We start from the raw sequence: 14,263 nt of genomic DNA on the forward strand, positions 1-14,263 counted from the left end.
TCCGGAAATCCTGGAGATCGCCGTACAGTGATGGGCGGTCGTCTGTGAAATGTCCTGATTCAGTGCCCTTTACGGCGATGCCGGGCGCTGAGCGGGTGTATGTAGGAGGGCCATAGGTACAGTTCACAGCCCGGCTGATGCCTCAGTTGTGCGCTGTCGGAATCTCCGATGACGTTTGTTCGGACCCTGGTAACCCTTGGTACGTTCCAGGCTGTTCGCCGGACGCCACCGCGCGTCGAGCAATTCAACGCACGGATTAGGAGCGGCCGTTGTTCGCGGATTTCTCGCAGTGGGCGGAGGTGGTCGTCCGGCGGCGATTCGCGGTCATCGGAATTGTTGTCTTCGTCCTGTCCGCGGTCGGTGTGTACGGACTCGGACTCGGCGCCGAATTGAGTTCGCGCGGCTGGGATGATCCCGGATCGGAATCCGCGCGGGCGACCCGATTGCGGGACGAGGCCTTCGGTCGTGACGTCAGCGGTGACGTGATACTGCTGTTCCACGCGCCACCCGGCACGACGATCGATGACCCCGGCTTCGGCGCGCGGATAGTCGGCTATCTGAACGACCTGCCGCAGCGCTTCCCGGACGAGATCGCGAAGATCAACGGCACCTACTGGCCGACCGCGACCGGCCTGACGCTGCCGGATCTCTTCGGTTCCAAGGATCGCCGGCACGCGTTCGCCTCCATCGCGGTGCGCGGCGGCGACGACACGGCGTTGCTGCGCAACTATGGCAAAGTCGCTGACCGACTGACGATTCCGGGTGTCGACATGGAGGTCGCGGGCGGGCAGGCGGTCGCGGGCGCGCTCAACGACACCATGGTCCGCGATCAACGGCGGATGGAGCTGATCGCCGTCCCGGTGGTCGCGGTGCTGCTGTTCTTCCTCTTCGGCGGTGTCGTCGCGGCGGCCCTCCCGCTCGTCGTCGGCGGGCTGACCGTGGTTGCCGCGTGGGGTGTCATTCGCGCCATCACCACCGTGACGGAGGTCAATTCGTTTGTCTCGCCCGTCGTTTCGATGATCGGCCTCGGTTTGGCCATCGATTACGGGCTGTTCCTGGTGAGTCGATTCCGCGACGAGCTCGCCGATGGTCACGAGGTTGCGGAGGCGGTGCGCCGGGCGGTGACGACCGCGGGCCGGACGGTCGTGTTCTCGGCGACCATCGTGGTCGTCGCGGCGGCGGGCGTTCTGCTGTTCCCGCAGGGCTTCCTGAAGTCGTTCGCCTACGGCGCGATGGTCACCGTCGCAGTGGCCGCGCTCACCTCGATCACGGTGCTGCCCGCGCTGCTCGCGGTGCTCGGGCGCCGGGTGGACGCGTTCGGTTTCGACTGGTTCCGCAGGACCCGATCCGCCGACGACATACGGGACAACGTCTGGGGACAGATCGCGGGCGCGGCGATGAAAAGGCCACTGGCCGTAGTGATCACGGTGTGCGCCGGCCTGCTGCTGCTCATCGCGCCGATACAGCACATCGGCTTCGGCGGCATCACCGAGCGTTTCCTGCCGCCGGACGACCCGACGAGATCGGCGCAGCAGCACTTCGACGAGATCTTCCCGCTGCGCCGGATCGATCCGGTTCAGCTGGTCATGGTCACCTACCGCAGCGCGGACATAGCCGCCGTTGTGGCGCAGGCGAATCACGCGCCCGGACTGGCCGCGCCGTTCCCCGCTCCGATGCAGGGCGCGGCGCCTTTCGTCTATGCCACCGACACCGTGCTGACCGGCTCGGACGCGGCGGACGCAACCATCGACTACCTGCGATCGATGGAATTGCCCAAGGGGACAACGCTGTTGGTCGGCGGCGATCCCGCGGCGAAGCGCGACAGCATCGACGCGCTGCTCGACCGGCTGCCCCTGATGCTCACGCTGGTCTTTCTCGCGACGACCGTCCTGCTGTCGCTGACCTTCGGCTCGCTGGTGCTGCCGCTGAAGGCCGCGGTGCTGAACCTGCTCGGGCTCGGCGCCACCATCGGCGTGCTGACCTGGATCTTCGTCGAAGGGCACGGCGCGGACGTGCTGGGCTACACGCCACAGCCGATCATGCCGCTGATCCTCATGCTGATCGTCTCGGTGATCTACGGCCTGTCCACCGACTACGAGGTGTTCCTGCTCGCCCGCATCGTCGAGGCGCACCGGGCCGGGGAATCCACCGCCGCGGCGATCCGTACCGGCGTCGCCCGCACCGGGCGGATAATCACCGCCGCCGCAGCGATTCTCATCGTGGTTACCGGTGTTTTCGCCCTCTCTGATCTGTTGATGATGCAATACATAGCCCTCGGCATGGTGACCGCCTTATGCATCGACGCGACAGTGCTGCGCCTGCTGCTCGTTCCCGCGACCATGAAACTGCTCGGGGAGGCATGCTGGTGGGCGCCGAACTGGATGCGCCGCCTGCACCGGAACGTTATGGTCCGGGAGCCGTCGCTGGTCCGTGCCGGGCCGGCTGATGGATGAACCGGACGACGAAATGGGTTGTGTCCAAACGCATATCGATACATCCGCACGGTGAGCGCGCGTATCATCGAGGGCATCCGCACCGACCCTCCGCCTGAGCCGGAAGAATTCATCCGCTTCTGCGTGCCGGGCACACGGACCGCCGCCGACCTGTTGTGCCGGCTATCGGCCCGGCACAAGTCGATCCGGGCCACGGCCCGGTGGCAGGCGAGCGTAATGGCGGCATAACGGCCCGGCCGAGGTCGTAATATTCTGGTAAACGTCTGAACAAAATTGAACGTTCAGAACGCTTTTCCGGCGAGGGCCGGAACCATAAGTCGCGGCGATATCGGGCAGGCTCGGGGGGAGTCGTCGCGACGACGCGATGACTTTGCCGGATCGATTCTGGAAGCCAGGTGCGACTCGGCGCGCGGGCCGGTGCCACCGAAAGCTACCCGGCGGTTGGTAGCAGGAGAATCAGCAGCGCCTGGCCGCGATTCGAGGGCTGCCGCGGGCGTCGAGGGCGGCTCGGCGACAGCTTCGACGGGGCTTGCGGGCCGCGCTTGCTGACGCTGTCGTTCGTGACCGATGCCGCGCTCGTGTTTGTGCTCGCGCCCCCTGAGCGCCAACGGATTCCGCATGCTGAAATCGCCACCCTGACGCAGGGTCATACTTGTGAGTATTCAATACTTGCCGGTATTGCGGGGTGTCAGGACCGGTGCTAGCTTTCCACTCATCCAGGGGTAAGTCGGTCGAAGAAGCTCGAATCCCGGGACTTCCCTCCGTCTGAGCAAGGGCTGAAGCGTGCGCCAAATTCAGGAAAACGGGTCATCGGTAGAGCAGCGAATCCGGATCTGGCTGACCGGCCGGATCGCGGAGATCATGGTCGTCGACGCGGCCGCGGTCGACACCGAAACCAGCTTTGCCACATACGGTCTCACCTCCGCCGACGTCGTCGGCCTGTCCGGCGAGCTGGAGGAGATGCTGGGCCGCAAGCTCCCCGAGACGTTGCTGTACGAGCATCCGTCGATCAGCCGGCTCGCCCGCGCGCTGGCCGATCCGCACGCGGCGCCCGCGGCGCCGCCCGGGGTGGTCGACGAAACGCCGGACAGCAGCGACGATCCGCTCTGCGTCGCCGGCCTGGCCTGCCGCTTTCCCGGCGGCGCGAACACTCCGGCACAGTTCTGGCAGAACCTGATCGACGGTGTCGACGCCAGCGCCGAGGTGCCCGCGCAGCGCTGGGACGCGCACTCGTTCTACGACCCCGATCCGTACGCGCCGGGCACCGCGTACACCACCCGCGGCGCGTTCGTCGACGACATCGCGGGCTTCGACGCCAAGTTCTTCGGCATCTCGCCGCGTGAGGCGCTTCGGCTGGATCCGCAGCAGCGCATGCTGCTCGAGGTGGCGTGGTCGGCACTCGAGGACGCGGGCATCCCGGCGGACCGGATCCGGGGCAGCCGCACCGGCGTGTTCGTCGGCATGATGGCCACCAGCCAGTACGCGAACCTGCTGACCGACCGGGGCGGGCCGGCGATGCTGGACGACCCCTACGTCGGGCTCGGCACCTCGCCCAGCGTGCTGGCCGGGCGGGTCTCCTACCTGCTCGACCTGCGTGGCCCGAGCCTGGTGCTCGACACCGCCTGCTCGTCGTCGCTGGTCGCGCTGCATCTCGCGATGGCCAGCGTGCGCAACGGGGAGTGCGACCGCGCGATCGTGGCCGGCGTCAGCGCCATCGTGCATCCGGACATGTTCCGGCAGGCGTGCAAGATGCGCATGCTCGCGGTCGACGGGCGCTGCAAGACCTTCGACGCCGCCGCCGACGGATTCCTGATCGGCGAGGGCTGCGGCTCGGTCGTGGTCGAACGGCTGAGCACCGCACGGCTGCACAATCATCGGGTGCACGCGATCCTGCGCGGGTCGGCGGTGAACCAGGACGGCATGAGCAACGGGCTCACCGCGCCCAACGGTGCGGCGCAGGTCGACGTCATCCGCGCGGCCCAGCGCCGCGCGGGCGTCCGGCCGGACGAGGTGGACTTCGTCGAAGCGCACGGCTCGGGCACACCCCTGGGCGACGCCATCGAAATCGGCGGTCTCACCGAGGTTTTCGGCGGCACGGAGCGGGCGTCGGGTCCGTTGGCGGTGGGTGCGGTCAAGACCAACGTCGGTCACCTCACCGGCGCCGCCGGAATGGCCGGGCTGATCAAGACCATCCTGGCCCTGGGCCACCGGATGATTCCGCCGAATCTGCATCTGCGCGAACGGAATCCGTCGATCGACTGGGCCGCCGCGCCGGTCCGGCTGCCGGACGCGCCGACGGCCTGGCCGGCCCGGGACACCGCCCCGATCGCGGGCGTCAGCTCGTTCGGCTGGTCCGGGACGAATGCGCACATCGTCCTCGAAGCGCCGCCCGAAGCGCCACCGGCACCGGATGATTCGGCTCCGGACCGTTGGCATGTCGCGCCGCTCTCGGCGCGCACCCCGACCGCGCTGGCCGCGAGCGCCAAGGCGCTGGCGCATCACCTTCGGACGCACGGCGATATCGCACCGGCCGCGCTCGCCTACACCACGCAGTTCGGGCGCAGCGCGCTGGAATATCGCACCGCCGTCGCGTTCCGATCGATCGCGGAGGCCGCGGACCAGCTCGACAGTGTCGGCACCAAGGTGCCGACCGCGCTGGTGCAGCGTGGCGAGACCGCCGAGGTGAGCTTCGTGTTCCCCGGAACCGGGGACCAGTTCGTCGGCATGGGCCGCGGGCTCTACGACACCGACGCCAGTTTCCGGGCCGCCCTCGACGCCTGCGCGGAGCTGGCGATCCCGTTGCTCGGCACCGACTTCCGCACGGTGCTGTTCGCGCAGGCAGACGCGGAGCAGGCGGATCTGCTGTCCGCATTCGGGCGCGGCGGCTCGGGCGCCGATTCGCCGTTGACCAGCCGGACGGAGCTCGCACACGCCGCGGTGTTCGGGCTGGACTACGCCGCGGCGCAGATGTGGCGCAGTCGCGGCATCGAGCCGGCGGCGTTGATCGGGTACAGCCTCGGCGAATACGCGGCCGCCTGCGTTGCCGGCATCTTCGCGCTGGAAGCCGCTGTGCCCCTAGTTATTCGGCGCGCACAGCTGGTCGCCGAGTCGGAGCCGGGCGTGATGCTCACCGTCGGCGACAGCGTGGAGCGCCTGTCCGGCTATCTGAACGCCGAGTTGTCGCTGGCCGCGGTGAACAGTCCGTCGGCCTTCGTGGTCGCCGGACGCGAGGCGGCGATCGCCAGGTTCGAGGCGGTGCTCGCCGCCGAGGAGATCGTCTGCCGCCGGGTACCGACGAGCCGGGCCATGCATTCGCATCTGCTGCGGCCACTGCGTGACCGGTTCACCGCGATGCTCGCCGAGGTCGAGCTGAAAGCACCTGCGCTGCCGCTGATCTCGAATGTCACCGGCACCTGGATGACCGCCGAGCAGGCCCAGGACCCGGGGTACTGGGTGGACCACATGTGCTCCACGGTCCGGTTCACCGACGGTATCCGCACCCTCGCGGGCGGCCACCCCGGCGTCGTTCTGGACCTCGGCGCGGGTCAGACCGGCAGTCTCGTCCGGCAGTCGCTGACCGGCCACGCGGACAGCACCATGGTGCTGCCGACACTGCGCGCGTCGGCGATGCGCGAGCCCGAGCCCGCGCTGGTTGCCCGCACCACCGGAAGGATGTGGACCCGGGGCGTGCCGGTCGACTGGCGCGCCGAGGGCGGCATCGCGCACCTGCCGACCTACCCGTTCGAACACGTGGAGTACTGGCCGGACGCGGCGGCCGGGCGCGAGGTCGAGCGCGCGGCAGCCCCGAAACAACCGAGCTCGGACACCGGATTCGCCGTCCTGCAACCGTATTGGGAACCGGAGCTGCCGACCGGCGGCAGCGTGGCCGGGCCGCACCTGATCTTCGCCGATCAGCAGGGCCCGGGGATCCGGCTGGCCGATCGGATGCGCCGCGTGCTGGCTCCGTCCACCCGGGTCGTCACCGTCGTGCCCGGCACCGCCTTCACCAAGCTCAACGAATCGACCTACGAGATCCGGCGTGACGAACCCGGCGACTATGGGCGACTGCTGGACGCGCTGGCCGACGACGGTGCGCTGCCGCGGGTCGTCACCCACCTGTGGTCGGTCACCGGGCCATGCCCGGACCCGCGCTCACCGGAGCGCGTGGCCGAGCATCAGCGGATCGGTTTCGACAGCGTCCTGGCGCTCGGAAACGCACTGGGCGCCAAGGTGGTGCACGGAGTCCGGCTGATCGTGGTGACCGATTACGCCGAGATCGTCGACGGCGACGATCAATTGCACCCCGGCAAGGCGACCATCCAGGGCCCCGCGCTGACGCTGCCGCAGGAGTATCCGAGCCTGGCCGTGCGCACGGTCGACCTCGAGCCGTCCGCCGACGACGGCGCCGAATGGGACATGCTCGCCATGCACCTGCTGAGCGAGTTGCGCTGGCCGGGCACGGCTACCTCGATCGCCTATCGCGCCGCGAAGCGCTGTGTCAAACGGTTCCGGCCCGCGGCCCTGCCGGCCCGCCCCTTCGGATTCCGCGCCGGCGGCACCTATGTGATCACCGGCGGACTCGGCAAGATCGGTCTGCGGCTGGCGCGGCACATCGTCGGCGCCCAGCCGGACGTGAACGTGGTGCTGCTCGGCCGCACCGGGCTCCCGGCCGATCCGGCCCCGGCGTCGCAGGACGCGCAGCGCAAGCGGGCCGTCGCCGAACTGGCCGCGGCCGGCGCCCGAATCCTCGTGCTCGCCGCGGATCTGGGCGATCCCGACGCCCTGCGCGCCGCGTTCGAGCTGGTCGGCGAACAGTACGGTCCGATCAACGGTGTCGTGCACGCGGCCGGGCTCACCGCCGCGGAAACCTTCGCGACCGCGAACAAGCTGACCCCCGAACTGATCGCACCGCACTTCGCCCCGAAGGTGCACGGCACCGTCGCCCTCGCCGAGGCCCTGGAGGGCCAGGCGGACCTCGAGTTCGTGCTGCTGATGTCGTCGATGTCGGCGATCCTCGGCGGGCTCGGCTTCACCGCCTACTCGGCCGCCAACGCGTTCCAGGACCGGTTCGTCGAGTCCGCGGATCTGCCGGTCCCGGCCGCGTGGCGGTCGGCGTGCTGGGACACCTGGCAGGCCACCACGGCGGGCGAAGCCGTTGCCGGCGTTGGTGATTCGCTCAACCGCTACTCGATGACCACCGAGCAGGGCCTGGCGACGCTCGACCGGCTGCTGGCCGGTGCGCCGAGCCGGGTCATCGTCTCGGCGGGCGAGCTGACCAGCCGGATCGCCGCCTGGGTGCCCGGCCGCGATCCGTTCCACGGTGTGCCGGAAACGGGGGAGCAGCGTCCCGGCGCCGCCGAATCGGCCGATCGCCCACACGCTTTCGCCGGCGAAGCCGTCGGCCTGCAGGAGTACCAGCGCAGGCTGGCCGCGCTGTGGCGGACCGCGCTCGGTGTCGAACAGGTCGACCTGTACGACAACTTCTTCGAACTCGGCGGCAATTCGCTGGTCGGCCTGCAATTGGTCAACTCCATCCAGAAGGAGTTCGGCGTCACGGTGCCAACGCTGGCCCTGTTCGAGGCGCCGACCGTGGCCGACATGGCCGCCTATCTGCTGCCGGACGTCCCGGCGCAGCCGCTGCCGGAGGACATCGTCGCGAGCGCGCCGGTTCCGTTGTCCGACGGTCTCGTTCGTCGCGACGGCATGCTGATCGAGGACATCGCCATCATCGGCATGGCGGGCCGCTTCCCCGGTGCGAACTCGGTCGACCAGTTCTGGCAGAACGTGCGCGCCGGTGTCGAGTCGATCAGCTTCTTCAGCCCGGAGGAGCTGATCGAGGCCGGCGTGCCGGCCGAGGTGGTGAACCAGCCCGGCTATGTCCGCGCCCGCCCGGTGCTGGACAACATCGAGGATTTCGACGCCGAGTTCTTCGGGTTCACGCCGTTCGACGCCCGGCTGACCGATCCGCAGCAGCGGCTGTTCCTCGAGGTCGTCTGGGAGTCGCTGGAGAACGCCGGGTACGCGCCGCGGTCGATCGGTAAGCCGGTCGGTGTCTTCGGCGGCGCGAACATCAGCACCTATCTGCTGCGCCGGATCTCGCAGGATCCCGACATCATCGACATGATCAACGACTACCAGCTGGTGATCAGCAACGACAAGGACTCGCTCACCACGGCGGCGTCGTACAAGCTCAACCTGCGCGGGCCCGCCGTTTCGGTGCAGACGTTCTGCTCCACCGGTCTGGTCGCGGTCCACCTGGCCTGCCGCAGCCTGATCGGTGGCGAGTGCGACATGGCGGTCGCGGGCGGTGTCTCGGTCCGGGTGCCGGACAAGGTGGGTCATCTGTTCCAGGAGGGCGGCATGGAGAGCCCCGACGGGCACATCCGCACCTTCGACGCGAAGGCCAAGGGTGCGCTGTTCGGCGACGGCGCCTCGGTGCTGGTGCTCAAGCGGCTCTCCGACGCACTGGCGGACGGCGATTCGATCACCGCGGTGATCAAGGGCTCGGCGATCAACAACGACGGTTCGCAGAAGGTCGGCTTCACCGCGCCCAGCATCAAGGGACAGGCCGAGGTGGTGGCCAAGGCGCTGAGCATCGCGGGCGTCGACGCGAACACCGTCGGTCTCATCGAGGCGCACGGCACCGCAACGGAATTGGGCGATCCGATCGAGGTGGCCGCGCTCACCCGGGCGTTCGGCGACACCGAACGCAAGCAGTACTGCGCGATCGGCTCGGTGAAGACCAATATCGGTCACCTGGACCGGGCGGCCGGCTCGACCGGGCTGATCAAGGCCGCGCTGGCGGTGCGCGACGGCGTCATCCCGGCGTCGCTGCACTACGAATCGCCGAACCCGGAGATCGATTTCGAGCGCAGCCCGTTCTATGTGAGCACCGCGTCGACGCCGTGGCAGCCCGCCGGGTTGCCCCGCCGGGCCGGGGTGAACTCGCTCGGCATGGGCGGCACCAACGCCCACGTCGTGGTGGAACAGCCGCCGGTGCAACAGCATTCGACCGACGGCGGCCGGCCGAATGTGCTCGTGCTCTCGGCCCGCACCAAACTGGCGCTCGACGCCGCGACGAAGAATCTGCGCGCGCATATGGACGAGCATCCGGAGCAGTCCATCGCCGATATCGCCTACACCTTGCAGGTCGGCCGGGAACGTTTCGAGCACCGCCGGGCGGTGGTGGTCGCCGATCGGCTGGACGCGCTCGATGTGCTCGACGGGGCGCGGCCGGATCGGTTGGTGGACAACCGCGATCGCTCCGGCAACCGGCCGATCGGCTTCCTGTTCGCGGGTACGGAAGGCATCCGGCCGGATGTCACCGCCGATCTCTACGCCGGTGGCGGAGTCTTCGCGACGACGGTGGATGCCTGCGCGGAGCTGGTGAAGCCGTTGACCGGCCGCGACATTCGCGACGCGCTGCTAGACGTCGACCAATCACTCGCCGCGGGCGGATCGCCCAGCGGGCTGCCGCACGCCTGCGCGTTCGCCGTGGAATTCGCTCTTGCTCAACAGCTTTCGGCGTGGGGACTGCGTCCCCAAGTCATGCTCGGCCGTGAGATCGGCGAGCTGGTGGCGGTCTGCCTGGCCGGCATGATCGGCCTTCCGGAAGCGCTGGCGCTGGTTGTCGAACGCGCCCGCCTGCTCGACGAAGCCGGCCCTGAGCCGACGGCACTCGACGGAGTCGCCCGGGGCCTCGCCGATTGGGCTGCCCGGCAGTTGAATCCGGCCGAGCCGACCGTTCGCTGCGTCTCGACCGTCACCGGCACCGGACTCGCCGCGCGGGACCTCATCGACCCGGAGTACTGGGCCGGACATGTCCGCGGACCGGTCGCCTTCGCCGCGGCCGCCGACGAGATCCTGGCCGAGCCGGAGCGAATCCTGCTCGAGCTCGGACCGGCCGGCTCGGTCGGCGATCCGATCGCCGAGCGGTGCCCCGCGGAACGCCGCCGGATGATCGTCGCCACCGCACCGGCCGAGTCCGATCCCACAACCGGAACGGCGCGGCTGGCCGAAACGCTGGCGGCGCTGTGGGTCACCGGCGTCGCGATCGACTGGAAGTCGGTCCACGACGCGCCGCGTCGGCGAATCGCGCTGCCTACCTACGCGTTTCAGCGGCAGCGCTACTGGATCGAGGAACGCCCCGCCGGCGCGGCGCGGGACGACGGCATCAGCACCGCCGACGTCGCCCGCGATCCGGCTCGCGCCCTCGCCACCCTGGCCCGCCGACCGGCCGGCGAGTGGTTCGCCATCCCGGCCTGGCGCCAGTCCGCGCCGACCGCCGCGGATCCGGCCCGGGTGGACGGCACCTGGCTGCTGCTCACCGATGTCTCCGTGCGCGCCATGGAACTGGCCGAGTCGATCACGGCCGCAGGCGGATCCGTGGTGTCGGTGACGGCGGGCGCGGAGTTCGCCCGGTGCGGGGACGGTTCGTTCACCGTCGAGCCGGGTTCGACCCCGGACTACCTCGCGCTGCTATCCGAACTGGTCGCGGAAGGTTCGGTCCCGCAACGGATCGTGCACCTGTGGTCGGGCACCGAGGACGGCACGGCCGCCGACGTGAACTCGTCCTTCCACAGCCTGCTGGCCTTGGCGAAGGCCGTCGCCGAGACCGGCCTCGGCGACGTCGGCCTGGACATCATCACCACGGGCGCGTTCGATGCCACGGCAGCCGACCGGGTGGACCCCTATCAGGCCATGGTCACCGGTCCGCTCAAGGTGATTCCGCTGGAGTATCCGGCAGTGCACGTGCGGCACATCGACATCGGCGCCGGCGATCTGAACGCCGACCTGGTGCTGCGCGAATTGTGCACCGCCACCGCCGATTCGCAGGTCGCGCTGCGCGGACGCCGCCGGCTGATCCCGCACTTCGAACAGCTCGTCGCGCCCACCGTCCCCGCGCCCGAACAGGTCCTGAGCGAGCGCGGGGTGTACCTGATCACCGGCGGCCTCGGCGGCGTCGGGCTCGCCATGGCGCACCGGCTCGCCGAACATGTCCGGGCGCGGCTCGTGCTGGTCGGCCGCACCGGCCTGCCGGACGAGTCCACCTGGGACGATCTGCTGGCCGACGAGGCCACGCCGGCCGAACTCGCCCGGCGCATCCTCGAGGTGCGTGCGCTGGCCGGGGCGGGCGCGGAGGTGCTGGTGCTGGCCGCCGACGTGTCGAGCCGGGCGGACATGCGCAAGGTCGTCGACGAGACGCTGGCCAGGTTCGGTCACATCGACGGCGTCCTGCACGCCGCGGGGCGGCCCGGTCAGGGGCTGATGCAGTTCAAGACCGACGAGCAGATCGCCGAGGTGTTCGCGGCCAAGGTCGCGGGCACGGACGTGCTGCGTGACGTGCTCACCGGCGTCGACCTGGACTTCCTGCTGCTGTTCTCCTCGATCGCCGCGCTCACCGGCGGCGGCCCCGGACAGATCGACTACTGCGCGGCCAACGCCTATCTCGACGCGGTCGCCCACGCGAGCAGCGACGCCTACCGGGTGATCTCGATCAACTGGGGCGACTGGCAGTGGAACGGCTGGGACGACGCCCTGGCCGGACTCGACTCGGGCGCAATCGAATTCCTGCGCGCGAACCGGGCCAGGATCGGCATCGACTTCGACGACGGGTGGGAGTCGATCCTGCGCGTCCTCGCACTGGACGAGCCGCAGGTCTCGGTGTCCACCCAGGAGATGAACACCCTGGTCGCGGTCACCGCGGCGCTGAGCGTGGCCACCCTGGCCGGCGCCAGCGGCCGGCCGCGCGGGGAGAAGCATCCGCGACCGGATCTGGGCATGCCGCTGGTGGCTCCGGACACCGACCTGACCCGCGCCATCGCGGAGATCTGGCAGGACGCGCTCGGGCTGCTGGAGGTCGGCGTGCACGACAACTTCTTCGAACTGGGCGGCAACTCGCTGCTCGGCGTCGACCTGGTGACGACCATGCGCAACCGGCTGAAGCTGCCCGCGCTGCCGCCACACGTGCTGTACGAGGCCCCGACCATCGCCGATCTCGCCGAGTTCATCGATGACGCGGGGGACAGTCCCGCCGAAGAGGTCGGCGCGGGCAATGATCGGGGCGCGCTGCGCCGGGAAGCACTGATGAACCGGCGGCGCAATGGATAGCCGCCAGGAGCCGCCGCCGTTCGCCGTCGCGATCGTCGGCATGGCGGGCCGGTTCCCGGGCGCGGAGGATGTCGACGCGTTCTGGCACAACCTGCAACACGGTCGGACGGCGATCCGGCAGCACAGTCCGTCGGAAGCCGTGCTGCGCGCGGCCGGGGCGGACGGGGCCGGACCGGTCACCGCCGGCGTCCTCGGGGACGCGGAGTGCTTCGACGCCGCGTTCTTCGGGGTCGATCCGGCGGAGGCGCTGATCACCGATCCGCAGCATCGACTGTTCCTCGAATGTGTCTGGACCGCACTGGAATCCGCGGGCTACGACCCGGGCAACTCCGGCGTCACGACCGGGCTGTTCGGCGGCTCGTGCTTTCCCACCTATCTGCTCGGCCTGCTGGCGCAGCGACCGGACCTGGTCGCCGAGCACGGGTTGATGCCGATCACCGTGGCGAACGACTGCGATTCGCTGACCTCGTGGGTGGCCTACAAGCTGAACCTGCGCGGCCCGACGATGACGGTGCGGACCTTCTCGTCGAGTTCACTGGTCGCGGTGCATCAGGCCGCCCAGAGCCTGCTGTCCGGCGAGTGTGATCTCGCCGTCGCGGGCGCGGCGGCGGTGAAGTTCCCGCAGGCGATCACCTATCCCGGCGTGAGTTCGCCCAGCGGGGTGTGCCGTGCCCTGGACGCCGGCGCGGACGGCTCGATCGTCGGCAACGCGGTGGCCGCCGTGGTGCTCAAGCGCGCCGCGGACGCGATCCGCGACGGCGACCACATCCACGCGCTGATTCTCGGCTCGGCCACCAATACCGACGGATCGCGCCGGGCCTCCTACACCGCGCCAGGCGTCGCGGGCAAGACGGCGGTCGTCGCCGAGGCGCTGGCCAACGCCGACGTGCCGGCCGGGAGCCTTGGCTACCTCGAAGCGCACGCGATGGGGACCAAGCTGGGCGACGAGGTCGAGATCGCCTCACTGGCAAAGATATTCGGCTCGGCCAAGGCGGCGCAGCCGTGCGTCGTCGGCTCGGTCGCGGCGAACGTCGGTCATCTGGACGCGGCCTCCGGCATCGTCGGCCTGATCAAGGCCGCGCTGGTGCTCGAGCACGGTCGCCTGGTTCCGCAGCCGAACTTCCGCGCGCCCAACGCGGCGCTGCGGGCGTGCGCGAAGCTCGCGGTCTCCGCGCAGGGCGGGGAGTGGAAGGGCGACGGGCCGCGCCGGGCCGGGGTGAGCTCGTTCGGTCTCGGCGGGGTGAACGCGCACGTCGTGCTCCAAGAGCCGCCCGCGGCACCGGCCGGGTTGCCGGCCGGCGAACCTGAGTTGATTGTTCTGTCCGCCCGCACGCCCGCGGCGCTGACGAAAATGACCGAGCGACTGCGTAACTGGGTGGAGCGGCGGCCGACGACGTCGATCCCCGACCTCGCCCATACGCTGCGGGCCGGTCGGCCGGAGTTCCGCTACCGGCGGGCCGTGGTCGCGGCGAACCATCGCGAGTTGCTGTCCGCCCTCGATGATTCGGCGCCCGTCACCACCGACGATGGCACCCGCTCGCGATTGGCCGCCATGGGGGCCCGCTGGGTCGGCGGCGACGCCCTGGACGACCTGACCGGGAACGCCGCAGCGCGCCGAATCCCGCTACCCACATATCCGTTCGAACGCACCAGTTTCGCACTGTAACCCTCCGCTGCGCGCTGGTTGACCACCAATCCAT

General features: G+C 69.8%; 3 protein-coding genes. All 3 read left to right on the forward strand.

The window, feature by feature from the left end:
* Positions 1–269 precede the first annotated feature (269 nt).
* A complete protein-coding gene (locus ACFYO1_RS13825) occupies positions 270–2,453 on the forward strand; it encodes an MMPL family transporter (protein ID WP_387230401.1) in 2,184 nt (727 codons plus the stop codon).
* 783 nt (positions 2,454–3,236) lie between these two features.
* Positions 3,237–12,563 (forward strand): SDR family NAD(P)-dependent oxidoreductase, encoded by a 9,327-nt coding sequence (locus tag ACFYO1_RS13830; protein WP_387230402.1) that lies wholly within the window; start codon positions 3,237–3,239, stop codon positions 12,561–12,563.
* Positions 12,556–14,229, forward strand: coding sequence for a beta-ketoacyl synthase N-terminal-like domain-containing protein (locus tag ACFYO1_RS13835; RefSeq protein WP_387230404.1), 1,674 nt, complete (start codon positions 12,556–12,558; stop codon positions 14,227–14,229). The genes ACFYO1_RS13830 and ACFYO1_RS13835 overlap by 8 nt, the downstream gene beginning before the upstream one ends.
* Positions 14,230–14,263: the final 34 nt, after the last annotated feature.

The sequence above is a fragment of the Nocardia sp. NPDC006044 genome (genome assembly GCF_042871115.1).
Lineage (GTDB): Bacteria > Actinomycetota > Actinomycetes > Mycobacteriales > Mycobacteriaceae > Nocardia.

Coding starts and splice junctions, on each gene's coding strand:
- ACFYO1_RS13835 (WP_387230404.1), top strand. CDS start 12,556: ATGGATAGCCGCCAGGAGCCGCCGCCGTTCGCCGTCGCGATCGTCGGC.